This is a genomic window from Phaeobacter sp., from assembly GCF_022825805.1.
Lineage (GTDB): Bacteria > Pseudomonadota > Alphaproteobacteria > Rhodobacterales > Rhodobacteraceae > Phaeobacter.
In genome coordinates, this window is sequence record NZ_JAJDWC010000095.1 from 1 (window position 1) to 26,320 (window position 26,320).

At 56.8% G+C, this 26,320-nt stretch carries 24 protein-coding genes, 1 tRNA gene and 1 pseudogene; 16 read left to right on the forward strand and 10 right to left on the reverse strand.

The window, feature by feature from the left end; genetic code table 11:
* The first annotated feature begins 244 nt into the window (after positions 1–244).
* The 8 genes and pseudogenes from Q0C28_RS10530 to Q0C28_RS10565 all read left to right on the forward strand — a co-directional run bounded on the left by Q0C28_RS10530 (position 245) and on the right by Q0C28_RS10565 (position 8,017).
* A pseudogene (locus Q0C28_RS10530) lies at positions 245–1,978 on the forward strand (ABC transporter substrate-binding protein).
* Between the two features lie 146 nt (positions 1,979–2,124).
* Positions 2,125–3,201, forward strand: coding sequence for an ABC transporter ATP-binding protein (locus Q0C28_RS10535; protein WP_293575513.1), 1,077 nt, complete (start codon positions 2,125–2,127; stop codon positions 3,199–3,201).
* A gap of 7 nt (positions 3,202–3,208) precedes the next feature.
* A complete protein-coding gene (locus Q0C28_RS10540; RefSeq protein ID WP_293575515.1) occupies positions 3,209–4,324 on the forward strand; it encodes an ABC transporter ATP-binding protein in 1,116 nt (371 codons plus the stop codon).
* Positions 4,321–5,184 carry a carbohydrate ABC transporter permease gene (locus tag Q0C28_RS10545; RefSeq protein ID WP_293575517.1) on the forward strand — a complete coding sequence of 288 codons (864 nt, stop codon included), beginning with the start codon at positions 4,321–4,323 and terminating at the stop codon, positions 5,182–5,184. Before Q0C28_RS10540 ends, Q0C28_RS10545 begins: the two co-directional genes overlap by 4 nt.
* 14 nt (positions 5,185–5,198) lie before the next feature.
* Positions 5,199–5,996, forward strand: coding sequence for a carbohydrate ABC transporter permease (locus Q0C28_RS10550; protein ID WP_293575519.1), 798 nt, complete (start codon positions 5,199–5,201; stop codon positions 5,994–5,996).
* The gene (locus Q0C28_RS10555) at positions 5,996–6,274 is read left to right on the forward strand and encodes a DUF2160 domain-containing protein (protein ID WP_293575521.1); all 279 of its coding nucleotides are present in this window, start codon (positions 5,996–5,998) and stop codon (positions 6,272–6,274) included. Before Q0C28_RS10550 ends, Q0C28_RS10555 begins: the two co-directional genes overlap by 1 nt.
* A 206-nt stretch (positions 6,275–6,480) precedes the next feature.
* The gene (locus tag Q0C28_RS10560; protein WP_293575523.1) at positions 6,481–6,876 is read left to right on the forward strand and encodes a BlaI/MecI/CopY family transcriptional regulator; all 396 of its coding nucleotides are present in this window, start codon (positions 6,481–6,483) and stop codon (positions 6,874–6,876) included.
* Positions 6,866–8,017, forward strand: a complete 1,152-nt coding sequence (locus Q0C28_RS10565) for a M56 family metallopeptidase (protein WP_293575524.1) — start codon at positions 6,866–6,868, stop codon at positions 8,015–8,017. The genes Q0C28_RS10560 and Q0C28_RS10565 overlap by 11 nt, the downstream gene beginning before the upstream one ends.
* Positions 8,018–8,029: 12 nt before the next feature.
* On the opposite strand, the gene Q0C28_RS10570 is transcribed toward Q0C28_RS10565, so the two are convergent.
* Together Q0C28_RS10570 and Q0C28_RS10575 are read right to left on the reverse strand one after the other, a co-directional pair.
* Positions 8,030–10,318, reverse strand: coding sequence for a methyl-accepting chemotaxis protein (locus tag Q0C28_RS10570; protein WP_293575526.1), 2,289 nt, complete (start codon positions 10,316–10,318; stop codon positions 8,030–8,032).
* A 167-nt stretch (positions 10,319–10,485) separates the two neighbouring features.
* On the reverse strand, positions 10,486–11,736 hold the full coding sequence (locus Q0C28_RS10575) for an FAD-binding oxidoreductase (RefSeq protein ID WP_293575602.1): 1,251 nt from the start codon (positions 11,734–11,736) through the stop codon (positions 10,486–10,488).
* 266 nt (positions 11,737–12,002) lie between these two features.
* On the opposite strand from Q0C28_RS10575, the gene Q0C28_RS10580 reads away from it, so the two are divergent.
* Complete coding sequence (locus Q0C28_RS10580) at positions 12,003–12,665, forward strand: GntR family transcriptional regulator (RefSeq protein ID WP_293575528.1); 663 nt, start codon at positions 12,003–12,005, stop codon at positions 12,663–12,665.
* Positions 12,666–12,670: 5 nt separating this feature from the next.
* On the opposite strand, the gene Q0C28_RS10585 is transcribed toward Q0C28_RS10580, so the two are convergent.
* From Q0C28_RS10585 to Q0C28_RS10600, 4 genes are read right to left on the reverse strand one after another with little or no spacing between them, the layout of a single operon-like run.
* Positions 12,671–13,612, reverse strand: coding sequence for a glycosyltransferase (locus Q0C28_RS10585; protein WP_293575530.1), 942 nt, complete (start codon positions 13,610–13,612; stop codon positions 12,671–12,673).
* Positions 13,609–14,571, reverse strand: coding sequence for a GNAT family N-acetyltransferase (locus Q0C28_RS10590; RefSeq protein ID WP_293575532.1), 963 nt, complete (start codon positions 14,569–14,571; stop codon positions 13,609–13,611). The genes Q0C28_RS10585 and Q0C28_RS10590 overlap by 4 nt, the downstream gene beginning before the upstream one ends.
* Positions 14,561–15,496, reverse strand: coding sequence for a hypothetical protein (locus Q0C28_RS10595; RefSeq protein ID WP_293575534.1), 936 nt, complete (start codon positions 15,494–15,496; stop codon positions 14,561–14,563). The genes Q0C28_RS10590 and Q0C28_RS10595 overlap by 11 nt, the downstream gene beginning before the upstream one ends.
* A gap of 4 nt (positions 15,497–15,500) precedes the next feature.
* Positions 15,501–16,181: an acetyltransferase gene (locus Q0C28_RS10600; RefSeq protein ID WP_293575536.1), complete on the reverse strand. Its 681-nt coding sequence runs from the start codon at positions 16,179–16,181 to the stop codon at positions 15,501–15,503.
* Between the two features lie 191 nt (positions 16,182–16,372).
* Between Q0C28_RS10600 and Q0C28_RS10605 the strand changes: the two genes are divergently transcribed.
* A complete protein-coding gene (locus Q0C28_RS10605) occupies positions 16,373–16,786 on the forward strand; it encodes an FdtA/QdtA family cupin domain-containing protein (RefSeq protein WP_293575538.1) in 414 nt (137 codons plus the stop codon).
* Complete coding sequence (locus Q0C28_RS10610; protein ID WP_293575604.1) at positions 16,786–17,883, forward strand: DegT/DnrJ/EryC1/StrS aminotransferase family protein; 1,098 nt, start codon at positions 16,786–16,788, stop codon at positions 17,881–17,883. Before Q0C28_RS10605 ends, Q0C28_RS10610 begins: the two co-directional genes overlap by 1 nt.
* A 223-nt stretch (positions 17,884–18,106) precedes the next feature.
* Here Q0C28_RS10610 and Q0C28_RS10615 read toward each other — a convergent pair.
* Positions 18,107–18,196 (reverse strand) — tRNA-Ser (locus tag Q0C28_RS10615).
* Positions 18,197–18,520: 324 nt separating this feature from the next.
* Here Q0C28_RS10615 and Q0C28_RS10620 point away from each other — a divergent pair.
* A complete protein-coding gene (locus tag Q0C28_RS10620) occupies positions 18,521–19,672 on the forward strand; it encodes an NAD(P)/FAD-dependent oxidoreductase (RefSeq protein ID WP_293575540.1) in 1,152 nt (383 codons plus the stop codon).
* Between the two features lie 45 nt (positions 19,673–19,717).
* Here the strand turns inward: Q0C28_RS10620 and Q0C28_RS10625 are convergent, their stop codons facing one another.
* From Q0C28_RS10625 to ychF, 3 genes are all read right to left on the reverse strand, one after another.
* Positions 19,718–20,059: a hypothetical protein gene (locus Q0C28_RS10625; protein ID WP_293575542.1), complete on the reverse strand. Its 342-nt coding sequence runs from the start codon at positions 20,057–20,059 to the stop codon at positions 19,718–19,720.
* Positions 20,060–20,261: 202 nt separating this feature from the next.
* Entirely contained in the window at positions 20,262–21,182 is a 921-nt protein-coding gene (locus Q0C28_RS10630) for a nucleoside hydrolase (protein ID WP_293575545.1), read from the reverse strand.
* A 173-nt stretch (positions 21,183–21,355) separates the two neighbouring features.
* Positions 21,356–22,453 carry a redox-regulated ATPase YchF gene (gene ychF / locus Q0C28_RS10635; protein ID WP_293575547.1) on the reverse strand — a complete coding sequence of 366 codons (1,098 nt, stop codon included), beginning with the start codon at positions 22,451–22,453 and terminating at the stop codon, positions 21,356–21,358.
* Between the two features lie 267 nt (positions 22,454–22,720).
* Here ychF and Q0C28_RS10640 point away from each other — a divergent pair, with 267 nt between their 5' ends.
* The 4 genes from Q0C28_RS10640 (at position 22,721) to Q0C28_RS10655 (ending at position 26,309) form a co-directional block, all read left to right on the forward strand.
* On the forward strand, positions 22,721–23,233 hold the full coding sequence (locus Q0C28_RS10640; RefSeq protein ID WP_293575549.1) for an acyloxyacyl hydrolase: 513 nt from the start codon (positions 22,721–22,723) through the stop codon (positions 23,231–23,233).
* A 164-nt stretch (positions 23,234–23,397) separates the two neighbouring features.
* On the forward strand, positions 23,398–24,189 hold the full coding sequence (trpA, locus tag Q0C28_RS10645) for a tryptophan synthase subunit alpha (protein ID WP_293575551.1): 792 nt from the start codon (positions 23,398–23,400) through the stop codon (positions 24,187–24,189).
* A 130-nt stretch (positions 24,190–24,319) separates the two neighbouring features.
* On the forward strand, positions 24,320–25,489 hold the full coding sequence (locus Q0C28_RS10650) for an alpha-hydroxy acid oxidase (RefSeq protein WP_293575553.1): 1,170 nt from the start codon (positions 24,320–24,322) through the stop codon (positions 25,487–25,489).
* A 196-nt stretch (positions 25,490–25,685) separates the two neighbouring features.
* Complete coding sequence (locus tag Q0C28_RS10655; RefSeq protein WP_293575555.1) at positions 25,686–26,309, forward strand: 50S ribosomal protein L25/general stress protein Ctc; 624 nt, start codon at positions 25,686–25,688, stop codon at positions 26,307–26,309.
* The last annotated feature ends 11 nt before the right edge of the window (positions 26,310–26,320 follow it).

Genomic DNA, 26,320 nt, shown 5'->3' on the forward strand with positions numbered 1-26,320 from the left:
GCGAATACACGTCTTCGAACTTCATAAGTCGAACTTCCTGTAACACTTCTGTCCGCTTCATAACGCCTCCTTTCGGAGACATGATAAAACCGGACAGATCGCATGTTACCTACACCGGACATATCGCTTGTTAGCGACAATACTAAATTTTTAGTTTGACAAGATGCCGCGCTCTGTGAAACCTGAATGACAGTCAGGTGCTGTGCAGCACAACTGGCACTGAAAATCACTAGGGAGGAGAAAGATGCGCAAGTATCTTTTGTCCGCAGCTGCGGTTATTGCCGTGGTCGCGGGGCAGGCAGCTTATGCCGATGAGGCCGCTGCCAAGAAATGGATCGATGAAGAATTCCAACCCTCAGTCCTGAACAAGGACGAGCAAATGTCGGAGATGCAGTGGTTCATCAATGCCGCAGCACCCTACAAGGGCATGGAAATCAATGTTCTGTCCGAAGGTATTCCAACACACAGCTATGAGTCAGAAGTCCTGACCAAAGCGTTTGAGGAAATCACCGGCATCAAAGTGAACCACCAGATCCTCGGCGAGGGCGAAGTGGTGCAGGCGGTGCAAACCCAGATGCAGACCAAGCGGAATCTCTATGACGCTTACGTCAACGACTCTGATCTGATCGGCACCCATTCGCGTCTGCAGCTGGCCTACAACCTGACGGACATGATGGCGGGTGACTTTGCGGATGTGACCAATCCGGGCCTTGATCTCGATGACTTCATGGGCACGCAGTTCACCACCGGACCCGATGGCGATCTGTACCAATTGCCAGACCAGCAGTTCGCGAACCTGTACTGGTTCCGGAAAGACTGGTTCGATCGGGAAGATCTGCAAGCCGCCTTCAAGGCCAAATACGGCTACGACCTTGGCGTTCCAGTCAACTGGTCGGCCTATGAAGACATCGCAGAGTTCTTCTCCGAGGATGTGAAGGAAATCGACGGCACCGCAATCTACGGCCACATGGACTACGGCAAACGCGCGCCTGACCTGGGCTGGCGGATGACGGACGCCTAGCTGTCGATGGCGGGCGCAGGCTCCAAAGGGGAGCCCAACGGTGTGCCAATTGACGAATGGGGCATTCGGATGGAAGCTGGGTCGTGCAACCCTGCTGGTGCATCTGTCACCCGCGGCGGCGCTGCCAACGGTCCGGCCGCTGTTTATGCCATTCGCAAATGGGATGAATGGCTGCGCAAATACGCCCCTCCGGGTGCGGCGTCCTATGACTTCTATCAGTCCCTTCCCGCTTTGGCTCAGGGCAACGTGGCGCAACAGATCTTCTGGTACACGGCCTTCACCGCAGACATGGTCAAGCCGCAATCCGAAGGCAACAACACTGTCGACAGCGAAGGCACTCCCCTGTGGCGGATGGCACCATCGCCGCATGGCCCATACTGGGAAAAAGGCCAGAAAGTTGGCTACCAGGACGTTGGCTCCTGGACCTTCCTGAAATCCACGCCGCTGGATCGTGCGCAGGCCGCATGGCTCTACGCACAGTTCGTGGTGTCCAAGACCGTCGACGTGAAAAAATCCCACGTTGGTCTGACCTTCATTCGCGATTCTTCCGTGAACCACGAGAGCTTCTCTGAGCGGGCACCAAAACTGGGTGGTCTGGTCGAGTTCTATCGTTCGCCTGATCGTGTTGCATGGTCCCCAACTGGTGTGAACGTTCCAGACTATCCAAAACTGGCACAGATTTGGTGGCAGCAGATTGGCGATGTGAACTCTGGCGCCTTCACCCCGCAAGAGGCCATGGATCGCCTGGCTGAAGAGATGGACATCACCATGGCTCGGATGCAGCGCGCCGATGAGCAGGCGCAAGTCTACGGTGGCTGCGGTCCGCGTCTGAACGAAGAGAAAGACGCCGAATGGTGGTTTGCCAACGGCGGTGCAAAACCAAAGCTGGAGAACGAGAAACCTCAGGGCCAGACCGTCAACTATGACGAACTGGTGGCTCGCTGGGCCTCCAACTGATCTCTCCTCCCCGCGGAGAGCAAAGGGGTCAAACCCAATGCTCTTCGCCTTGACCCGGAGCTGGACTGGTCCGCTCCGGGCTATTTCCCCCACATACGATCGCGCTTGCCGCGCGCAAAGGCCGCCTGCCGGAAAGTCGAAGCAAGATGGCACTCGAACTCAGACATGTCACCAAACGTGTCGGCGCCCAGCTGCATATCAAAGACACATCCCTCGTGTTGGAGACGGGTCACTTTAATGTCCTTTTGGGCGCAACCGGGTCTGGCAAGACCTCTTTGATCAAGATGATGGCAGGGCTCGACCCGATTGCCAGCGGTCAGGTGTTGATGGATGGCCAGGATGTCACCTCGCTCAGCACCCAGAAACGCAACATCAGCTTGGTGCATCAGTTTTTTATCAATTACGCCCACATGACGGTCTATGAGAACATCGCCTCGCCACTGAAGGTGGCTGGGATGGCGAAGTCCGAAATCGACGGTCGGGTGGAAGAAGCCGCGGAGATCCTGCAACTGCGTCCGCTGCTGAACCGGCGCCCGCATGAGCTGTCTGGTGGGCAACAACAACGGACCGCACTGGCGCGTGCGATTGCAAAAGAAAGCCGCGCTGTGTTCTTGGACGAGCCGCTGGCAAACCTCGACTACAAGCTGCGCGAAGAACTGCGTGATCAGTTGCCCGAACTGTTTGCCGGCCGCGGCGCTGTGGTCGTCTATGCCACATCGGAGCCCGAAGAGGCGCTCCTGCTCGGCGGTAAAACCGCTCTGATGCAAGATGGCCGCGTGACCCAATTTGGCCCGACCGCAGAAATTTATCGCAATCCGGGCAATGTCGCGGCCGCGCAGGTTTTCTCTGACCCGCCGATCAACACCGCGCCTATCGTAAAACAGGGCGGAACCGCGCATCTCGGACGCGATGTGTCCTGGCAACTCAGTGGCGCCGCGGCAGAACTTGCGGACGGGCCATATACCGTTGCCATTCGCCCCTATCATGTCCTGCCAACCGCAGATCCACGCTCCGGCGTTCGTTTGTCAGGGCAGGTGCAAGTGACCGAACTGTCCGGATCCCAAAGCAGCGCACATTTCGACATGGATATAGACGGGCAACACGTGAGCTGGGTTTCCCTGTCTGCAGGTGTGCACCCCTATGAGGTGGGTGACATGCACGACTTCTACATGGACCCGTCAGCGGCATATTTGTTTGCCCCTGATGGCTCCCGCGTGGCGTGAGGCAAAAATGGCCAAAATTACTCTTTCCAAACTGCGGCACAGCTACCTGCCGAACCCTTCTCGCCCTTCGGATTACGCATTGAAGGAAATCGACCTCGATTGGACCGACGGTGGTGCCTACGCGCTGCTGGGACCGTCGGGCTGCGGCAAATCAACCTTGTTGAACATCATTTCCGGCCTGCTGGAACCCTCCGAAGGACAGATCCTGTTTGATGGTAAGGATGTCACCAAGCTGCCGCCAGATCAGCGCAACATCGCGCAGGTTTTCCAGTTTCCCGTGATCTATGACACCATGACGGTCTATGACAATCTGGCCTTCCCGCTGCGCAATCGCGGGCGCGATGAGGCAACGGTCAAAGAGCGGGTCATGGCAATCGCTGAAATGCTCGAAGTCACCGATTTGCTGGACACCCGCGCTGCCGGTCTTAGCCCGGACAACAAGCAAAAGATCTCCATGGGGCGCGGGCTGGTGCGCGAAGATGTCAATGTGGTGATGTTTGACGAACCGCTCACGGTGATTGACCCACACCTGAAATGGAAGCTGCGCAGCAAGCTGAAAGAACTGCATCAGCGCGTGAAAGCCACCATGATCTATGTGACCCACGACCAGACCGAGGCGTTGACCTTTGCAGATCAGGTTGTGGTCATGCAATTGGGCGAAGTCGTGCAGATCGGAACACCCGTTGAACTGTTTGACCGTCCGGCACACACATTTGTCGGCCATTTCATCGGCTCGCCCGGCATGAATGTGCTGCCCTGCGAACTGCGCGGTGGGCAGGCCTATATAGGCGCCCATCCTGTCGCACTCGAAGGTGCGATCCGCGGTGACGGTACTGGGACAACCGAAATCGGCGTTCGACCCGAATTTGTCTCCCTCGCGACCAATGGCCTGCCGGCTCAGGTGACCAAAGTCTCTGACGTCGGACGCCACACCGTGGTCGAATGCCTGGCCGAAGGTCGCCGGATCAACGCAATTGTGGACGGCAGCCACAACCCGACCAAAGGCGACGCTGTCCATCTTTCGTTCCAGCAGGATCAAACCCGTCTCTACGTTGATGGCTGGCTTGCAACGACCCCCGACACCCAGACTGCCAAATCTGAACCCATGGAGGTGGCGCAATGAAAACCGAAAATCAAAAAGCCTGGTTCTTTGTTCTGCCGGTCCTGCTGCTGGTGGCATTCAACGCGTTGATCCCGATGATGACGGTTGTGAACTACTCGGTCCAAGAAACCTTTGGCGACAATGTCTTCTTCTGGCAGGGCCTGGACTGGTTCCAGCAGATCCTGCGCTCTGACCGTTTCCATGCGGCCCTTGGGCGGCAGTTCATGTTCACCTTCCTGATCCTGATCATCGAAATTCCGCTGGGCATTGCGATTGCCCTATCGATGCCACGCAAGGGATTTTGGGTGCCTGTTTGTCTGGTTCTGATGGCACTGCCGATGCTGATCCCATGGAACGTTGTGGGGGCAATGTGGAATATCTTCACCCTGCCTGACATCGGGCTGCTGGGCTATGTGCTGAACCATGTGCTGGGCATCAACTACGATATGACCCAGGATCCGGTTGCCGCATGGATCACCATTGTGACCATGGATGTGTGGCACTGGACGTCTTTGGTTGTGCTGCTGTCCTATGCCGGGCTGGTTTCGATCCCTGATGCCTACTATCAGGCGGCAAAGATTGACGGCGCTTCAAACTGGGCTGTGTTCCGCTTCATCCAGTTGCCAAAGATGAAAACCGTCCTCACCATCGCGATCCTCTTGCGGTTCATGGACAGCTTCAACATCTACACCGAGCCTTTTGTTCTGACCGGCGGCGGCCCTGGCAACTCGACCACGCTGCTGTCAATCGATCTGGTGAAAATCGCCCTTGGCCAGTTTGACCTGGGCCCTGCAGCCGCGATGAGCCTGATCTATTTCGCAATCACACTTCTGGTCAGCTGGCTGTTCTACACGGTCATGACCAAAGACGATCAAAACTAAAGGAGGATACGACGATGCAAAAACGTACCATCATCCCCATTGTCTATATCCTGTTCCTCATGCTGCCGATCTATTGGTTGGTCGCGATGAGTTTCAAAACCACCAACGAAATCCTGTCAGGCTTTTCGCTATTTCCGCAGACATTCACGCTCGAGAATTACGCGACAATCTTTACCGACCCCAGTTGGTATTGGGGCTACATCAACTCGATCATCTATGTCTCGATCAACACGGTCATCTCTGTCGCCGTCGCCTTACCCGCTGCCTATGCGTTTTCACGCTATCGCTTCCTTGGCGACAAACAGCTGTTTTTCTGGCTGCTCACCAACCGGATGGCGCCTGCGGCCGTGTTTGCCCTGCCGTTTTTCCAGCTCTATTCCGCGGTTGGATTGTTTGACACCCATCTTGCGGTCGCCTTGGCCCACTGCCTGTTCAATATCCCGCTCGCGGTCTGGATTCTCGAAGGCTTCATGGGTGGGGTGCCAAAGGAGCTGGACGAAACCGCCTATGTGGACGGATATTCGTTCCCTCGTTTCTTCGTTACGATCTTTATCCCATCGATCAAAGCAGGCGTCGGGGTCGCAGCCTTCTTTTGCTTCATGTTCTCCTGGGTAGAGCTGCTGCTGGCAAAGACACTGACTGCGGTGGCAGCAAAACCAATTGCTGCGACAATGACCAAAACGGCGTCTAGCGCGGGCTACGAACTCGGACTTCTGGCCGCGGCCGGGACATTGACCATCATTCCTGGCGCCATCGTGATTTATTTCGTCCGCAATTACATCGCAAAAGGTTTTGCGATGGGGAGAGTATAATGCTGAGTTGGATGGCATGGACCTGGCCTACCGCGCTGGTTTTTATTGGAATCTTCTCGGCCATCGGCCTTTTGATTGTGCTTGAACTGCGCACTCCGGGCGGGGCCGCAAGGAAGGGTGTATTGGGGCTCGTCACGACCCGAGGCGATCGGCTGTTCATCAGCCTGCTGGGCACGTCCTATATCTTTCTGGCGTGGCTTGGTCTGGTGGGTATGCCGCTTTGGTGGCCTCTGGCTTTGTCCATCGGTTGGTTTGTTTTCACCTTCTGGAAGGTGTGATCGCCGCCTGCGATCTGCGGAGTTGACCGTCGCATCCGCAGCGATGATCAGGCCGACCATGGGTGCGCAACGGGTGAGAAGCACAGCGAACAAGAGAGCTGGCGTGCAGGAGAAGACCACGGCGCCAGCTCTCTTAAAAAAATAGTTTTCAAACCGCGCGCCCTTCCCCTAGCATGGTGTCAAGGACAAGGACCGGACAACACGTGATGCGAAAGAAACAAGACAATCCGCTTTTGACCGAGGTGGAGCTCGAATTCATGACTGTTGTCTGGGAAACAGGTGGTGGCACGGTGCGTGACATCCTGGCCGAATTGAACAAGCGTCAGGAACGGGCATACACCTCCGTTGCAACGGTCTTGAAGATCATGGAGCAAAAAGGGTTTATGACCAGCGAACGGGCCGACAGATCGCTGGTTTACCGACCCGCAGTGCCAAAAGCAGAGTATCAAAAAACCACCCTCAAGAACCTTTCGAGCAAGCTCTTCAACGGAGCGCCGGCGGCCCTGGTCGCGCGGTTAGTGGACGACGAAGATGTCACCGACGACATGCTCGTGGAGATACGGGCCTTGCTGAACGAAAGGTTGGGGGACGATGAACGCTGAAACGATTTTAAACGCATATATTGATCTCAATCTCCTGCTGTTTGCTGGCGTTGCACTTTGGTTAGGGTCGCGCGCCATTCTTTTACGAAGTCACCTTGGTCCCGCCTTTCAGCCGCAATTACGGTTGTTGAATGGCATGACGATTTTGCTGGCCATTGCTCCATTCATCGGTGTCGCGCTGACGACCTATGTGATGACCAAGCCCCCGACCCTTTCGGACATGTTGGTGGCGCAATACCTTCAGGGCAATGTCAGCATGAGCGCCACGAAGTTCGAGAGCTTCCTGGGGCTGCGCGAAGATGTCGTGCGAGGCCTGCTCGACCAGTCGGCGCTATGGGCGCAGATTGCCATCGTTCTCTTGGCTATCGGATGTGTCGTCTCCGCCCTGCAACTGCTGTCAGCCGGGCTGCGCCTGCGGCAGGTTGTGCAAACCGCTTACGTCTGGAAACACATTGGGCGGGTACAGATCCTGTTCAGCGACACCAGTAAAGTCGCCTTTTCGACCCGTGGGTTTCGCAGGCTTTATATCGTGTTGCCCACAAGCCTGGCGGAAAACACCGCAGATTTACGCCTGAGCATCGCCCACGAATTGCAGCACTTCCGGCAGCGCGATGTGGAATGCGAATTCCTTCTGGAGGCCCTGCGACCCCTCCTGTTCTGGAATCCGGCCTACCATATCTGGCGGCGCGAGGTGCGCATGCTGCGGGAGTTTGCCTGTGATCAGGCATTGATAAGACGCGGCAATCGCGATGTACGGGCCTATTGCGAGTGCTTGATCCGCGCTTGCATTCTGGCGGCGCAGGATCCCGTTCGCCTGGTGCAGCGTCGCCCAGTTGTTGCCTTGGTCGACAACAACGAGATGCGCCGCGGTGCAACCATTGAACGGCGCATTCGCGCTGTGACCGCTGAACAGCCGCAAGAACGCCATATGCTCAGCTGGATGTTCGTGTCAGCCGCGCTGGCCACCGGCGTCTTGTCCTGCGCCCTCCTGATGCAAAGATCCGGGGATTGGAGCCATGATCGGATCATGCTGTCCACGATTGTGAACCTGGAGCGGATGGCACATCGCAATGCTGCGCCGACCGAAGCCGATGCAGCCGTCACCGCACTGCAGAGCGGGTTTATGCCGCTGCGCCCCTGATCCTATCAGGCGTCAGGCGGATTGCGCGAGACCCGGTGTGGTCCAATCATCCGCTGTGACATCTGCGGCCTCATGCGCCGAGGCCGAGATCTGCCCGCCGCCGCCGTCGAGTTGAAAGCGGGACACCACCCCGGTCAGGCTCTGTGCCTCATTTTGCAACAACTGGCTGGCAGCGGCCGCTTCTTCTGACATCGCCGCATTCTGCTGTGTCGTGCTATCCAAACGGTTCATCGCGTCATTGATGTTTTGCAGACCAGAAGACTGCTTTTGCACCCCGTCCGCGATTTCAGTGATCAAGCCCGACACATCGCCAACTTTTTCGATGATACTGGTCAGCGCAGCACCTGCGCGTCCCACCATCGCCACACCGTTGGCAACGTGCTCTTCGCTCGCAGTGGTCAAATCCTTGATTTCACCTGCAGCCTTCGAAGCCCGCATGGCGAGGGCGCGAACCTCAGCCGCAACCACGGCAAAGCCTGCCCCTGCCTCACCGGCGCGTGCGGCTTCGACCCCTGCGTTCAAAGCAAGGAGATTGGTCTGGAACGCGATGTCGTCGATCATATTGATGATCTGGGAAATCTGCTGTGAGGCCTCCTGGATTTGGTCCATCGCTTCCACCGCAGATGTCACAATATGATTGCTTTGTTCGGCTTCGCTCCGCGTACCGCGCATCGTGTCGTCCACTCGGCCCGCGTTATCCGCCGTGGCACGAATACCCACTGTGAGATCTTTCAGCGCTCCGGCGGTTTCCTCTAGGGTGCCCGCCTGCGTTTCGGTGCGATGCGCCATTTCAGCGGCTGAACCCCGTTGCTCTTCGGAGAAGCGGTTGACGTTATGGGCTGCTTCCACGACCTCTGTCATGGATCCACGCAGAATGGCGAGCGACTGATTGAAATTCTCGCGCAGCGTCTCGTAATGCGAATCAAACGGTTCAGAAATATCGCAGGCCAGGTTGCCGCGCTGCAGCTCTGCGAGAGCGTCGCTCATCTTCTGAACCACGGCTGCGGTTTTGCGAGCGGCTTCTTCCTCTCGTTCGGCGGCCTCATCCGCAATCACCAGCTTATCTCGGAAGGTCGCAAGGCTGCTGGCCAGATCACCCAATTCGTCGCCGCGATTGCGCCCCGTGATGTCGACGGAATAGTTTTCGCTAGCAAGGGCGTTTGTCACCTCCCGCAACGCCAGGATCGGTCGGGTCACGCTTCGCGCCGCCACAAAGGACACCAGAATGGCGATCACAACCGAGGCCCCGATCATCAAAACGGCGACCAGCCGGATTTCATTCACCTTGGCAAAGGCGGCAGTTGCATCGGTTTCCAGGACCATAGACCAATTAAATCCGTCGATCTTCAGCGGTTTGACCAAAGCGATCACGTTCTCGCCTGTGACGGAACGCGCATCTTCGAACAAACCTCCATCGCCCGCTTTCGCAGCAGTAACCTGTGTTGTTTCTGGCAAAGCGTCACCAACAACAAGACTTTCGCTCAGGAGCGACGGGCTGCGCGCGATGCCGTTTTGATCCACCAAAAACACATCCTGGCTGCCGTTGGCATCCAGATTCGAGGTCATGGCAGTCACAGCAGATTGGCTGGACAATTGCACAGCCAAGACGCCAATAATCTCTTTTTTCTTGTTGAAGATCGGTGTACCAAGGAAAGCCCCAGCTTGCCCACCACCAGGCGCATAGCTGGCAAAATCAGAGGTCACGACTTCTCCGACAGTGGCGTTGAGCGCCGCGGCATAGACCTGCCCCAATCCTGTTTCAGCATTCGCACCAGATCCAAACTGCTGGATGAAATCCGGACGTTTCTTGACCGAATACATCAACTGGCCGCTGGCATTCAGAAGATAGAGGTCTTCGTATCCGTTGATCTGCAGCGATTGCAGAAAGGTCGGGTGATAGGTCGCATGCGACTGGCTGTAGTAAGAGCCGTCACCGGGATCCACCAGCTTTTCGCGTTCATTTACTGCATGCGGGTTCTCTTCGACGTAATGCCGCAAAAGAAAGCCCACGGGCTCCTCTTCGATCATGCCATAAACACGGTCAAAGTTGTTGATCGCGCGAAACACGGTTGGTTGCGTGCCGGTAACGGAGAGATCTTTGCGTGCCGAATCCACCATGAAGGTCAGCGCCTGCGCGCCAGACTTGGCAGCTGTTTCCTTGGCGGAATACACAAATTCGCGGATGCTTTTCTCCGCCATTGAATAGACCAGGAACGAGACCGTGACCAAAAACGTCGCCGTAAGCGCCACCATAATCAGAGGTAATTTTAGCTTGAGCGAGAGCTTTCTGGCCTTAGACATAGCGATGGGATCTCCTAGTTCGTACCGCATCTGTCAATTTGCGACAGATTTCAGATAGAAATAGACAGGGAAATCCTTCGAATTCGTTTATGCGAATTTGACCCTACGACAAGCAAGATGCCGCAGCACCTTCCTCGACCAAAGATGTCAGCGACGTAAGGCGGGCCTTAGAAGCGATCCGCCCGAAAGCTTGTCAGATCCATCGACGGGTCGCGCCCAATGACCAAATCCGCCACCAATTCAGCGGTGCCCGCCGATTGCGTGAGACCAAAATGCCCATGCCCACAGGCGTACAAAATGCGACGGTCGCCCTTTGCCCGGCCAATAACTGGCAAACTGTCTGGGAATGAGGGACGATAGCCCATCCATTGGGTACCATTGCAGACATCCAGGCCCGGCATGAAACGGGCAGCTTTGGTCAGCAGGTGGTCCGCTCGTTTATAGTTTGGCGGCAGATCGAGCCCGCCCAGCTCAACCGCGCCGCCGACACGCACCCCACCCTTGATCGGGCTCACCACAAATCCATGTTTGCCGAAGTTCAAACTGGTGCGCAGGTCAAACGCGCCTGGCGGTAGTGTCGTGTTGTAACCCCGCTCGGTTTCCAGGGGCAGATGATCGCCAAGCGGTTTTGCCATCAGATGCGACCAGGCGCCTGCAGCAATGACCACGTGATCTGCGCGCACAGGTGCTGTTGTCAGTGTCAGCAAAACCCCATCATCTTCGGGCTGAACCGCCAACAGCTCTTCTTGGCGAAATATGCCACCGCGCTGCAAAAATGCGGCAAACAGGTGATCGACCCAGGCCTTTGGGTCCGTTGTACTCATCCAGCCTGGGGTGAACCCGGCATGGGTGAATTCAGCGCTCAGACCAGGTTGGATTTCGGCAATTTCTTCGGGGCTTTTCAGGACCGTGTAATCAACCCCGAATTCATCGCGCAAATCCCAGCTGGGTTTTGCAGCACGGAAGGCTGCGGCCGTATCATACAGGTGCAAGGCTCCCTGCCTCAGGATCATCGCCTCGCCTGCGACATCTTTGATTTGTCGTTCGGTGGCGGCTTTGCAATGCACCATAAACGCCGCCTGCGCAGCGATAGACGCGCGGTATTGGTCCTGCCAGCTGGCGCGCCAGAACCGCAGCAGCCAAGGGGTCAATTTGGCAGCATAGCTTGGTGGGATAGAAAGCGGCCCAAGTGGATCCAACAACCATCCAGGGACTTGTTTGACGATACCGGGATGGGCCATCGGCTCCACAGAGGTAAAGGCAAAAGCACCTGCGTTGCCTTGCGATGTTTCCGCAGCAACACCCGATTTATCGATCAGAATGACCTTACCACCCTGACCGGCGAGCTCGGTCTGTAGCGCCAAGGCAGCACTGACACCAACCACACCGGCGCCCACAATCACACATGTCTGCCCCATCATCACCTCCCGTTGTGGTCTGCGCAAACTGGCTGCTCTGCGGCTTTGCCCTCACACAGCTATAAGGCGTTTTGATCCCAGACCAAGTGCTTTTTCCGCTATGCCGCTGACCTCTGCAAATCCGCCTAAGCACCGCAGGAAACCGCTCCAGATTCAAGCGAAACCAAGCGGCAGATGCAAAGCGAACCCAGACAGGCGTTTTCTGGCAGCGGCGCTTTTGCACTGTGTCAATTCAAGGCTATAAAGAGCGCTGAGGAGAGCCCACCATGAAGCTACAACCTGTCGAAATCCCCAAAGACACACCAGCAGCCACCGTTGTCTTTGACGCCCTCCGCCGCGCCATCATCGAAGGCGATCTGAAGGAAGGCACACCCCTGCGCCAGGATGATTTGGCACGCACCTTCAACACCAGCCGGATCCCTGTGCGCGAAGCGATCTCCCGGTTGGAAGAGCAAGGGCTGGTCAAAACGCAACGCTACAAAGGCGCAGTGGTCTCCAGCCTGTCGGAACAGGAAGCCAGAGAGATATTTGATCTGCGGGCGCTGTTGGAGCCCGAAGTCATTCGCCGCGCTGTGCCACGGATTTCGGATACGGCCCTTGCGCAGGCCAAAGACTGCCTGATCGCGTTCTCCCAATCCTCGGACCCGATGACCTGGGGCGATCTGAACCGGGACTTTCACGCCACCCTCTACCAAGAGGCCGGATTGCAGTACCACATGGACGTGATCGAAAATGCCATGGACCGCGTCGACAGCTATTTACGGGCGCAATTGGTGCTGTCCAACGGCAGCGAGCGCGCAAATGAAGAACACATCGCAATCTGGAATGCCTGTGCCGCCGGTGACGCCGACCTGGCAGCGTCCCTGACCAGGGCACATATTCTGGATGCGTGCGATGCGCTGATGCTGACGCTGAACAAAATGCGCTGACGCATCTATCCCGATACTGCCTTGCGCCGCCGCTTGGCCTCGGAAATCCACAACCCCAGCGCTTTCAGCGGGCGCCGCCAACCGACCCGCGCCAATGCCAAAGGACCTGCGCTGATATAGGCCTGCCGCATGTTTCGATCCCCCATCATCCGGCGCATGCCTTTCTGAATGGGATCATCCGCCGGCAGCCCAAAGACGGTCGCGTCCGCCTGTCTTTGCTGCAGCACCGCAACCTCACGGCGCAATTCAAGCAGGCGGCGGCTGGTGAATTGCTCCTCGGTTTCCGATTGCCTTTGCGTGTTGGTCAGCCCAGCCCCGAGCCGGTAGCGCACCAAGTCCTCGTCGATGAAAGCCACGCGCTCTTCGAGCGCAGCACGAAAGCCAAAGATCAGATCCTCAAAACAGTCCTTCGACTGAATAGACCCATACTTGCGAAACAGGTCCTTATGCCAGGCGCACGTGGCCCCAAGATAAAGCTGCATGGATGTGCTCGCCGCCTGTGCCGAGCGGTTGCGATAAAAGGTGGCCTTTTGATAGGCACGCGGCATGTCTTGTCCCTGCAAGGTTTCTACCCTGGCTTGGGAAAAGGCGAGCAGCGGTTTTTCCCGCTCAAAGACTTCGATGGTGCGGGCGATCCGATTGGGAAGGCAGATATCGTCACCAGAGGTGGCAATGATCACATCCCCCTGGCTGAGATCATAGCATCTCAAAATGTGGGCGTTGACCCCCAGGTTGTGCGTATTCCGGTTCAACACAACATGATGCGGCCCATCATAGCCCGCGACGGCCTGCTCTAACCTGGCGAACGTATCGTCACTGGAATAATCGTCGGACAACAGGATTTCAACAGGTTCACAGTCCTGCGCCAACAGCGCCTGCACCGCGTCCGTGACATAATCCGCCTGATTGTAACACATCAGGACAACAGAGTACGTCAAGGTGGTCATATTGATCTTACATCCTGTAGCGGCAGACTGAACTGCTGATAAACGGTTGTGCGCGCACCAAACATTTCTTTTTGCTGCGCAAGGCCAGTGTTGAGCGAACGGCCCTGTTCGGTTGTGGAAATACCGAAATCAAACCAGCGCCGATCCATGAACACCTCATCCAGGAGGTGTTTGACAATCAAATCCACACCACCGTTCTGCCGACCTGCATCACTAGACGCGATGTATTGAACATGCACCGTTGGTCCGCAATCAAACACCACCATCGCCGCAATCATCCGATTGAGATGATAGGCACCAAACAAGCGGATCTGGTTTGGGAAATCAGCCGCAAGCTGAGTGATTTCTTCCAGCGCATGGACCGGTTTGACCGCGTGTCGATCTGATAACACCTGGGTCAGCAAGGTCCAGCATGCTGCCCAGTCTTGGCTTTCCCGGCACACCAGCCCCGCCTTGCGGGCCTTGCGCAGGCCGTCTTTTTTCCCTTTTGAAAACGACAACCGATCCTGCAGGGAAATGGTTGCGGACACATCACTGCGCACCAGTCTGGCATCGTGGCGGAACAGCGCGTAGAGGTCTTCTTCGGCAGGTTGGCGGTGATAGATATGCGGCACCGGCTTGTAGTAAATCTCGCTCCAGCCTTGGCCACGCCCATATTCGACAATCATGTCAAAGATCTTTAGCGCCAGCTCCGCCGACATCCGCGCGCCGGTGATAAGCCCACCGTAGGTCAACCCACCGTGGGTCACGCAGCGGGACCCATCCAGGTTGGCAGGCAATACCGCAACCAATTGGTCTGCGTTCCAAACCATCAGCGAATGATCTTGAAACCGGTCCGCATGATATTCCATGAAGGCGCGGTGAAACAGGAACGTCCCATTCTTGGAGGCTGCAACAAATGCGTCCCACGCCTCCCGATCAACGGCTGAGTAACGGCAAACCTTCAGATTATCGATCATCGCCACGCACGAGCCGCGCAACGCCGACACCCGTTTCTCCCATGTTGTTGCCGTTGTAAAACAGCAGGCTGCTACCATCAGACAGGTCAATCCGGGCGGGATAACAGGTCATCTCACCGTCCCAATCGCCAGGTTCTCCACGTGGCAGCTCATCGTCGTCGGTGCGATCCCAAAGAACACCGTCCTTGGAAACGGCCCGGAAACAGGCGTAGCGTTTTGACAGCGTGTCAGAGGTCACCCGCATCTCATAGGTGCCATCCGGCAGTTGGTTGGCGCGCGGTCGACCAATCCGGTATTCATCCCCCTCACAGTCGAGGGTTGGCGTAGCCGTCGCCATGTCAAAGCGAATGCCATCGGGACTGGTAAGCGTCCAGCAATTGTACTGCGGGAACACGCGATCACCGATCTGCTGCCAGCTCTGGCCACAGGAAATCCAGGCGCGATACCCATCGTCGATTTTCTGGATGCTGTGCAGCGCATTGATAAAGAGAGCTTGCGGCGCGCGGTCCAAAACCGGGGTCTGTTGCAGGCGCGTAAAACTGCCACCGTTGTCATCGCTCACAGCCAGCCCCGTGTAGGCAAGAAACTTGGCTTTTTGAACCAGCTGAAATCCAACATAATACATCCGCAGCTGCGTCGGCCCGGTGCGAATGACATCCCCCAGGATCACGCCGTTGTCGTCAAACATGCCGGGTGCACCAAGGTCCAAGACTGGATCAGGCGATACGGCAAGAACACGCAGCGGATCCTCTGCGGCCACATCAATCCAACCGATGCGGCTGATCCCCTCGTCATCTCGCATCCCGCCATAAATGCGAAGGACACCGTCCCCCCGATCCACCGGAACCGGGGTCATGAAACTATGGCGCGCCCAACTGCTCTGCCCATCTGGGCAAAACGCGCGTCCCAACTTCTCCCATGCCATCGCTTCAGGCCTTTATCTTGAAATAACGATAGGACGACACGCGCGAAGGTTCGGCGTAGTGGCCGCTCAGGATTTGGCCCCCGTCGGGGTAGGTCTTGTTCACCACCGCCGCAAGCGCAACAAAGCAATCGGGACCAATGGTTATATTGTCGGCAAAGCTGGCATTGACCCCAACAAAACTGCGCCGTCCGATCCGGCAATAGCCAGAGATCACCACATGGCTGGAGATGAAGCAAAAATCCTCCACCACGGTCTGGTGGCCAATGTGATTGCCACTCCACAAAACAACACCGTCACCGATTGTGACACCATGCTGCACGACGTTGTTTTCAAATATGAAAACATTATCACCAAGGGTCGCAGTGCGCCAGACAAATGCCCGACTGCTGATGTAGTTTGCCAAATGATACCCCATGGCTCGCGCAGCGCCGACCAGCCGTTCGCGCACCTGGTTCAACTGTGTTGAGGTCACAGCGACATGGGCATGCACATCATCGGGCGGGAATGTCTTGACCGCTTCTTCAAGGGCGACAACCGGCAGACCAAATTTTTCAGGCTCCGTCAGGTACGCCTGCTCCACCGCAAAACCAACCACCTCATACTGGGAATCCTGGCTGAAGTATTCATAGGCGATATCGGCAAATTCACCCGCTCCGATCAGCAGAAGTTTCTTGATGTCTGACATGATCTGGATTGCACTCCTGCCCTTTGGCTGCGCGCAGTCGGCAGCGTTAATTCGATTGAACGAAACCTACAGTATGCTAGACAGCTCCGCCATAGGGGTCGCAGCCGCTGGCCTCATTGTGCCGGTGGATCAGCGGTCTTATGATCGCGGCAAAGCATCCTTCGGCACCCAATCGTCTTGGGAGACCCATCGTGCCATTGGAAGATTGCAAAGTTCTCGACCTGCCCAAAATCGAAGATGCGCGTGGCAACCTCACCTTTGTGGAAGGGATGAACCACATCCCCTTTGACATCAAACGAGTGTATTACCTTTATGACGTCCCGGGCGGCTCTGATCGCGGGGCACATGCCCATAAGGATCTGCATCAGTTCATGATCGCGATGTCGGGCAGCTTCGATGTCGTTCTGGACGATGGCTACAACAAGAAACGCTTCCATCTGAACCGGTCCTATTTCGGGATCTACATTTGCCCGATGATGTGGCGCTATCTCGATAACTTCTCCTCCGGGGCAGTCTGCATGGTGATGGCATCCGCACCTTATGACGAAAGCGACTACATCCGCGACTACGGCGATTTTCGTCAGGCCGTTGGGGTGGCACCATGATGCAGGTCCCCTTTCTGGATCTAAAAGCGGCCTATGATGAGCTGGCGCCGCAGACCGAGCCGGAGATGCTGGAATCCCTTCGGTCCGGTTGGTACATTCTCGGGCCTCAGGTCGCGCAGTTTGAACAGCAGTTCGCCGCCTACTGCGAGGCAGATCATGCCATCGGCGTGGCCAACGGCTTGGATGCGCTGCGCCTCGCTTTGGTGGCTCTCGACATTGGCGCTGGCGACAAGGTGCTGGTGCCCTCCAACACCTATATCGCAACATGGCTTGCGGTCTCGCAATGTGGTGCAATACCGGTCCCGGTAGAGCCTGACCCGGCCACCCACAACATCACGGCAGAGGGCATTCAACAGGCCATGCAAACCGGGGTGAAGGCGGTGATCGCTGTGCATCTCTATGGCCAACCTGCGGATATGACCGCGATCTGCGCAACTGCCGAGGCACTGGGGATACGTGTCATCGAAGATGCCGCCCAAGCCCATGGTGCGAGATGGAAAGGCAAGCGGATCGGGGCGATGGGTGATGTCGCCTGTTGGAGCTTCTATCCCGGAAAGAACCTCGGCGCGCTTGGCGATGGCGGTGCCTTGACGACGAATTGCCCCGACCTTGCGGACCAACTCCGCTTGCTGCGCAACTACGGCTCGCGGGAGAAATACAAGAACGATGTACCAGGCTTCAACAGTCGGCTGGATCCCGTGCAGGCCTGTTTCCTATCAGTCAAACTGCAGGTGCTGGACGACTGGAACACCCGGCGCGCCCAGATCGCGGAACGTTATTTGCAGGATCTTCAGGACACAGATCTGATCCTGCCCCACATCGCACAAGACGCGCAGTCAGCCTGGCATCTATTTGTTGTACGCCACAAAGAGCGATCACGGTTTGCCGCGGACCTGGAAAGCGCAGGTATCCAGACGCTGGTGCATTACCCGATCCCACCGCATGCGCAGGCCGCATATGCCTCGCTTGGTCTGGCCGATGCCGATCTACCAATCGCAAGTGAACTGGCACAGCAGGTGATCAGCCTGCCCATCGGCCCACACCTGTCGCAGGAACAGGTGTCCCATGTGATCGAAGCTGCGCGTCGCTATTCCTAACAACCAGGGTCGGTGCCTCAGCACATTGGCCAACGCCCGACCGGTGACTCTTTGGATCGGAAACAGCCGCTGTTTGCAACGTCCGCACATTCACGACTAACCAGTCACATCTAGCCAGGCGCACCCGCCCCGAACGAAATGTAACGAGAGCTATCGGCGACCTATCGAGCGCGCCAACCAGCCGTATAGTAGATGTTTTCAACGGCTATATCGTAAGTTTGGGTGGCGGAGACGAAGGGATTCGAACCCTCGAGACGGTTTCCCGCCTACTCCCTTAGCAGGGGAGCGCCTTCGACCACTCGGCCACGTCTCCGCTGACCCGTATATGTGTCAGCATCCGGAGAAACAAGGCGTTTTTTTCAAATTTCTGCAGGGCCACACAGAAAAAATCTGCTCTGGAAATTCATGCGACATTTGCACAGCCAAGCGCCCTACGGGCCGCTGTATCTCTTGCGCCAGACATGGGTGCGATCGGCGCGAGACAGGCACAGGTTCAGATGATGGATCGGCATCAAACGCTAGCAAAGACTGCTCTCGTCCCCTGCTAACAATGGCCAATCAGTGTAAGCTCTGGCAAGGTTGTGTATGGCGGACACAAACCACAACAGCGGCTTGTTACAAAAGGGAATTTACACAGATGGATCGCAGAACATTTGTAGGCTTGTCCGCTGCCACGCTCTTGTGTGCACCAACGCTGGTTCGGGCGCAGCGGCGACGACATGTAACGATCATCGGAGCGGGAAGTGCCGGGCTGATGGCAGCGTATCACCTGACGCAAGCAGGGGTGGATGTGCTGGTTTTGGAAGCGGCAGCAGACTGGGGTGGGCGGATCAAGCGCCTGACAGGTTTCTCTGATGTCCCACTCGACCTCGGCGCCGAGTGGATCCACGATGATCCCGGCGTCTTGGGGCGTATCCTTGGGAAAGGTGACACAGATCTTGGCGTCAAGACCATCAACTATCAGCCGCAAACCTATCAGTTCTGGGACCAAGGCCGTTTGCGCAATTTCGACGCGTTGCGGCACACATACCGTGAGGTCAAATTCTATGACACGACGTGGTATGGGTTTTTCGAGAGTTTTGTCCTGCCAAGCGTTGGCAGCAAAATCCGGTACAACGCGCAGATCACGCGCATTGAAACACAAGGAACCGAAGTCTCCATACGCTTGAACAACGGGGTGTCTGTCACCACTGATCAGGTGATTGTCACGGTGCCGCTGTCCGTTCTGCAGAAAGGCCACATCTCCTTTTCGCAAGATCTGCGGCCTCGGAATTTGTCAGACATACAGGACATCACCTTCGGTGGCGGGTTCAAAGCCTTTCTCAAATTCAAAGAACGCTTTTATCCAGACATGCTCTATGACGGGCCGCGCTCAGGCTTCCTTGAGGATACTTGGTCCGAAAAACTGTATTTTGACGCGGCATTCCGCAAACCGACGCAAGACAACATTCTGGGCCTCTTCACCGTGTCCGAAGACCCACTGCGCCGGACAACACTTGGCGATCAGGCCCTGCTCGCAGATATCCTGACAGAGCTGACGGGGATCTTTGGTCCAGTCGTGACGCGATCCTTCCAACACGGCGTCGTCCAGAATTGGAGCCAATCACCCCACATAATGGGGGCCTATTCCATGACGAATGATAGCGCACGCGACATCCCCGATATTCTGGCGCCCGTCGCAGGCAAGCTCTTTTTTGCTGGCGAAGCACTGGGCCAAGCCGACCGATCGACAGTTCATGGCGCCGCCTTTTCCGCCCGGTCCGCCGCTGACCAGATCCTGATGCCATAGACTGCCACCATTTGGCACTGCACAGAAACCGCCGAACAGCGCCTGTCAGACAGAATTGGCACGGATCAGCCAAAGCCTGTGCACCTCTTCCCAATCGGGGATATCGACAGTTTCAAAACCAAAGGTCTTCCCGGTGGCCATCCTGTGGAACAGCGGCATCGCCCGCAAATGAGCCCCAGTGGTTAGGTAGGCGCGCATCGACGCCTTGTTATCCCAGACCGTCAGCGTGTGGTGGACCCCGTTGATCCTGCGCGCATCAGCCCGCAGACATCCCGGCGCGGATTTGGCCTGCGTCATTGCTGCCACCGCATGATACCAAAACAGCGGCATCCACCAGATGCGGCGGAGTTTGAGACCCGTGATGGAGACATAGACAGGTTGGTTCATGAAGCTCATCCGTATTTTGCCGACACGGAATTTTGTAGCACGGGCCTGTTTGGCCCACCCCATCAGCTGAGCCAATCATCAGTTAAGTCAATGCCCGGGTGTCACCAGCAATTGCCACGAGCAGCTTAGACCAGACTTTATGTATACCCCGGGGATGTCCATGCCGCCGTTTCTCGCGGCATGGACAGATGGGCGATGCCACTTAGGGCAGATCTGCCAAACGGGTCAAAAACAGCGATTTGACGGCATCGGCATCGACGCCAACAAAAACATCAATTGGCGCCCGGCTTGGATCAGAGGACAGGCGCGTTTCACCCGAAGTCTCGCCGGTACAGGACACTTCCATCGGCACAGAGCGCACCTGAAAAAGGGTCGGATGCGTACAAGCAATGACCGCTGCGGGATCATGCAGCGAACAGCCATCAAATTTACCGACGGTTTCATAGAAGTGCAGATAGAAGACAGACATCTCCTGCAGCATCCCGCCCAGTTTGGGTGACTTTTCGGCAATCGCAGAAAAATCGTCTTTCGTGCATAGGATCCGGTGGGTGACGTCAAGGCCTACCATCTCCACCGATGCGCCAGAAGCAAACACCACATCCGCAGCATGGGGATCGTGGTAGATATTGGCCTCGGCATGGGGCGTGATGTTGCCGCCCTCCTCCAGAGAGCCACCCATGATCACGATGCGTTTGACGTTCTGCGCAAATGCCGGATCTCTCTGGATCGCGATGGCAATATTGGTGAGAGGACCAATTGGGCAGAGCACCAATTCCCCACGGTGTTCCTGCGCCATGCGGATCAGAAAATCTGCGGCATCTTCCTCCACGGGCTTGGCACGGGGCGTGGCTGCGGGAATGTCACCAAACCCTTCGTCGCCGTGCACATGAGCCGACGGTGTGAACGGCGGCAGAACCAACGGTGCTTCGGCGCCATGAGCCACAGGCAGATCAAGCCCAGCAGCCTCCAACAACCGCAACGCATTGCGGGTGGCGGTTTTGGTTGTGACATTGCCAAAAATAGTTGTCAGCCCCAACAGCTCGATATCCGGAGCTGCAGCTGCATAGAAAATCGCCATCGCATCGTCGATGCCGGGATCCGTGTCGATGATCAGTTTTGTCATTGTTATCCTTCCGACTGATTAAGCGTTGGGGTTTATCATCGTGCGCCCCCGCAACTCAAGCCCGTGCCGTTTCACCGGCCGTTTCATCAAACTCGAACGCTACGCAACAAATGCCCGCCTTCGGATGAAGACGGGCACGGTAGTTGCGCGGCGTTTTGCGATGGTTCGCGCGATCAGGTATTGAACAAGAAGTGCAGGACGTCCCCATCCTTGACGATGTAACTCTTGCCCTCTGCCCGCATTTTTCCGGCCTCTTTCGCACCCTGTTCCCCATTGGCAGCGATGTAGTCATCGTAGGCAATGGTTTCGGCGCGAATGAACCCTTTTTCAAAATCGCCATGGATCACACCGGCCGCTTGCGGGGCAGCAGTGCCAGAACGAATGGTCCACGCGCGTGCCTCTTTGGGACCAACGGTAAAGTATGTCTCCAGCTGCAGCAGATCGTAACCAGCGCGGATCAGACGGTCCAGCCCGGCCTCGGCAAGCCCCATCTCCTCGAGGAACATCTCGGCCTCTTCCGGCTCAAGCTGGCTGATCTCTTCCTCAATCTGGGCCGAAATGATGACATGCGCGTTGCCCTGGGCAGCCGCCATATCGGCAACCTTGGCCGAATGTTCATTGCCGTCGACAGACTCGGTTTCTCCGACGTTGCAAACATAAAGAACCGGCTTTGTGGTCAGCAGCTGCAGCATTTTCCAGGCTTTGGCATCTTCTGCGTCAACCTCCACAAGGCGCGCAGGCTTGCCACTTTCCAGCATCTCCTGCGCCATAACGAGGAGCCTGTCCTGCTGTTGGGCTTCCTTGTCGTTGCCCTTCAGCTTGCGCACCAGATTGGCACGACGTTTTTCGATGCTTTCCAAATCAGCCAGCATCAATTCCGTCTCGATGGTCTCGGCATCGGCGACCGGGTCAACACGGCCTTCAACATGGGTCACATCGCCATCTTCAAAGCACCGCAACACATGGGCGATGGCATCGACTTCGCGGATGTTGGCCAGAAACTGGTTGCCCAGCCCCTCGCCCTGTGAGGCGCCTTTGACCAGACCCGCGATATCGACAAAAGTCATTCGGGTCGGGATGATCTGCTTGGAGCTCGCGATTGCGGCCAGTTTGTCCAAACGCGCATCCGGCACACCCACCTCACCGACATTCGGCTCGATCGTGCAGAACGGAAAATTTGCCGCTTGTGCGGAAGCGGTTTTTGTCAACGCGTTGAACAGGGTCGATTTGCCAACATTCGGCAGACCCACGATACCCATTTTAAAGCCCATGCTGGCCTCCTGATGCCACTTGGGGCCGCTTCTAGGCAGCAATTGGAGCTGACGCAAGCGAGCAGTCGTTGCCCAGCAAGGCCAAATCAAACGACCGGACGTCAAAAATGGACGTTTGGCGGCCTTTGGCGCTGCATTTTTGCAACCTAAGTCGCAGAACCACCAACTTGTCACCGCATCGTGAGCCGCCCTGCCCTTCAACTTCTGGACAGGCCTCCCAAATAATCACAACATTCTAACCCGACTACAGCCACGAGATTTACGCCTATGCGTCTTAAGACACTGACCGCCATCGTTGGACTGGGCCTTGCCAGTATCATCTCTTTTTCCGTGCCAGCCATTTCGCAGGAATTGGTGTTGGGCGCAGGGTATTCCGAATTCTCCCGTCCCGGCTCCGAAGACAGCGCTCTGATTTCTGCAGAATATCAGCACAGTCCCTTTTGGGAGCAGGGCCGCTTCTCCGCAGCCTTTGCCGCCGCGGCTGACGTCCAAACAACCGGGGATCTGTTTGTCGGCGTCGGCGCGGTTGGGCGCTGGCAGTTGCAACGGGGGTGGTTTGTTGAAACCAGTGTTCTGCCCGGAGCGTATTTCGAAAACGTCCAGCTGAACGATCTGGGATCTACCTTTGAAATTCGCAGCGCACTGGCGGTGGGGCGGTCACTGCCCAATGGGAATGCCATTTCTCTGGCGCTCGCCCATAAATCAAATGCGTCGACCGCAGACATCAATCCCGGCGTCAATTCGCTGCTGCTGCGCTACCACATGCCGCTGAACCGCTAGATCCGCGGGGCTGCCCCGCCTCAGTCAGCGCACCGACACCGGTACCACGGCTAGCATAGGCAGTCGCTACAGCATTTATCGCAGCACCGGCTGCAGTACTGGCGGGATTGATTTCTGACGCAACATTCGGCACACCGGGGCAGATACTGTGAAGAGGCCCTCTCATGACCCGCATTGATGCAAAATTCGCTGAATTGAACGCCGCCAACAAGAAGGCTTTCGTGTCTTACGTCATGGCCGGTGATCCGGATTTTGACAGCTCGCTGGAATTGGTCAAAGGGCTGCCCGGCGCAGGCGTAGACATCATCGAATTGGGTCTGCCCTTCACCGATCCAATGGCCGATGGCCCAACCATCCAATTGGCCGGACAGCGCGCCCTGGAAGCCGGAATGACACTTGAGCGGACCCTGGAGCTAGCCCGCCGCTTTCGGGAAGATGACGACACCACGCCAATCGTTTTGATGGGATACTACAATCCGATTTACAGCCGCGGCGTCGATGCCTTTCTGGCGGATGCAAAAGAAGCAGGCATTGATGGCCTGATCGTGGTCGATCTGCCCCCAGAAGAAGACAGTGAACTGTGTCTGCCCGCGCAGGCCGCCGGGCTGAACTTTATCCGGCTGGCAACACCCACCACCGACGACAAACGCCTGCCCCGCGTTCTGCAGAATACCTCTGGCTTCGTGTACTACGTGTCGATCACCGGCATCACTGGTGCGGCAGAAGCGCAGGCCACAAATGTCGGACCCGAGGTCGCGCGGATCAAGGCCAGCACTGATCTGCCCGTCATCGTCGGATTCGGCATCAATACCCCTGAAAAGGCAAAAGCCATCGCCTCCGTCGCTGATGGCGCAGTGGTCGGCTCCGCCATTGTGAGCCAGGTTGCCACGGGCAAACCGATCAGCGAAGTCTTGGAGTTTGTCAAAACCCTGACCGAAGGCGCTCATTCCGCCTGATTGCCCCAAATGGGAGCATGTGATGGGCCGCACCGAAAAGTGCGGCCTTTTTTATCGGTTATAGGCAGGATTGCGCAGCGCAGGAATAATTGGCAAGAAACTATTACCAATATAAGGCGAGGATTTGACCGTGCCAGTCATTACAAACATTGAAGATCTCAAACGCATCTACGAGCGGCGCGTACCGCGCATGTTTTATGACTATGCAGAAAGTGGCAGCTGGACCGAGCAGACGTTCCGCGACAACACCCATGATTTTGAAAAAATCCGCCTGCGCCAGCGTGTGGCTGTGGACATGGCTGGGCGCAGCACAGCCAGCCAGATGATCGGACAGGACGTCGCCATGCCTGTGGCTCTGGCACCTGTCGGCCTGACCGGCATGCAGCACGCTGACGGAGAAATCAAAGCAGCGCGTGCGGCAGCAGAGTTTGGGGTGCCCTTCACGCTCTCGACTATGTCAATCAATTCCATCGAAGATGTGGCAGGCGCAACCACGCAACCCTTCTGGTTCCAGCTCTACACGATGAAGGACGAAGACTACGTCGGGCGTCTGATCCAGCGCGCCAAAGATGCGAAGTGTTCAGCCCTGGTGATCACATTGGACCTTCAGATCCTTGGACAGCGCCACAAGGACCTGAAAAACGGCCTGTCCGCTCCACCAAAGCTCACCCCAAAGACAATTGCAAACCTTATGACCAAATGGGCCTGGGGCATCGAAATGCTTGGCGCGAAACGCCGCAACTTTGGCAATATTGTTGGCCATGTCGACGGTATCTCGGACGCCTCTTCACTTGGCGCCTGGACCGCTGAACAATTTGACCCCTCGCTGGATTGGGGCAAGATCGAAAAACTGATCGCCCTGTGGGATGGCAAGGTCATCCTAAAGGGTATCCTGGACGCCGAAGACGCCAAGATGGCGGCGAACGTCGGTGCAGATGCGATCGTCGTATCCAACCACGGTGGTCGTCAATTGGACGGCGCGCTGAGCTCTATTCAGATGCTACCGGCCATCATGGACGCGGTGGGTGATCAAATCGAGGTCCATCTCGACAGCGGTATCCGCTCTGGTCAGGACATCCTGAAGGCGCTCGCGCTTGGCGCAAAAGGCACGATGATTGGCCGGGCTTTTGTCTATGGCCTTGGCGCGATGGGACAAGCGGGCGTAACCAAGGCGCTAGAGGTTCTGCACCGCGAACTGGACACGACCATGGCGCTTTGTGGCGAAAAATCAGTGGCCGATCTGGGACGTCACAATCTCCTGATTCCCGAAGATTTCGGCGGTCGCTGGATGGATCAGTGATACCGCGCAGCTAAGGTCGGATCGCAAAGATCTGGATATGGCCCGAATTCTACGGGCCATATCTGTGTTTAAAGGCCGCAACAGACCTTTGTCGCTCCTTTGTGGCTTGCAAAAACGCGATATCCGGTCTAACAGCGCAGCTTCACGCGGGGTGACAGCCTTGGAGGCACCCCCATTGTCATATTGGAGAATTATCATGGCTGGTCAGATTCCTGATCTTGTTTGCCAGGAACGTACGGGGTCGGGCAAGGGCGCCGCTCGTGCAGCACGTCGTGCTGGCATGGTTCCTGGGGTTGTATTTGGTGGCGACGCGGAACCGATGTCGATCCAGATCCCCTTCAACGAACTGCTGAAAAAACTGAAAGCTGGTCGTTTCAAGTCCACTCTCTGGAACCTGAAAATCGAAGGTCAAGAAGACGTGCGCGTCATCTGCCGCGATGTTCAGCGTGACGTCGTCAAGGACCTGCCTACTCACTTCGACCTGATGCGCCTGCGTCGCACATCCAAAGTGAACCTGTTCGTTCCTGTTGAGTTCATCAACGAAGACGAAGCGCCCGGCCTGAAGCGTGGCGGCGTTCTGACCGCCGTCCGCCCAGAGGTTGAGCTGGTTGTGACCGCCGGTGACATCCCTGAGAAGCTGGTTGTTGACCTGGCGGGTGTGAACATCGGTGACACCATCACCATCTCGTCCATCACTATGCCGGAAGGCGCACAGCCGACCATCGACCGTGACTTTGTTGTTGCCAACATTTCTGCACCTTCGGGTCTGAAATCCGCAGACAACGAAGCGGAAGGCGAAGAGGACGCAGCGGAGGCGTAAGCGCACTCCCA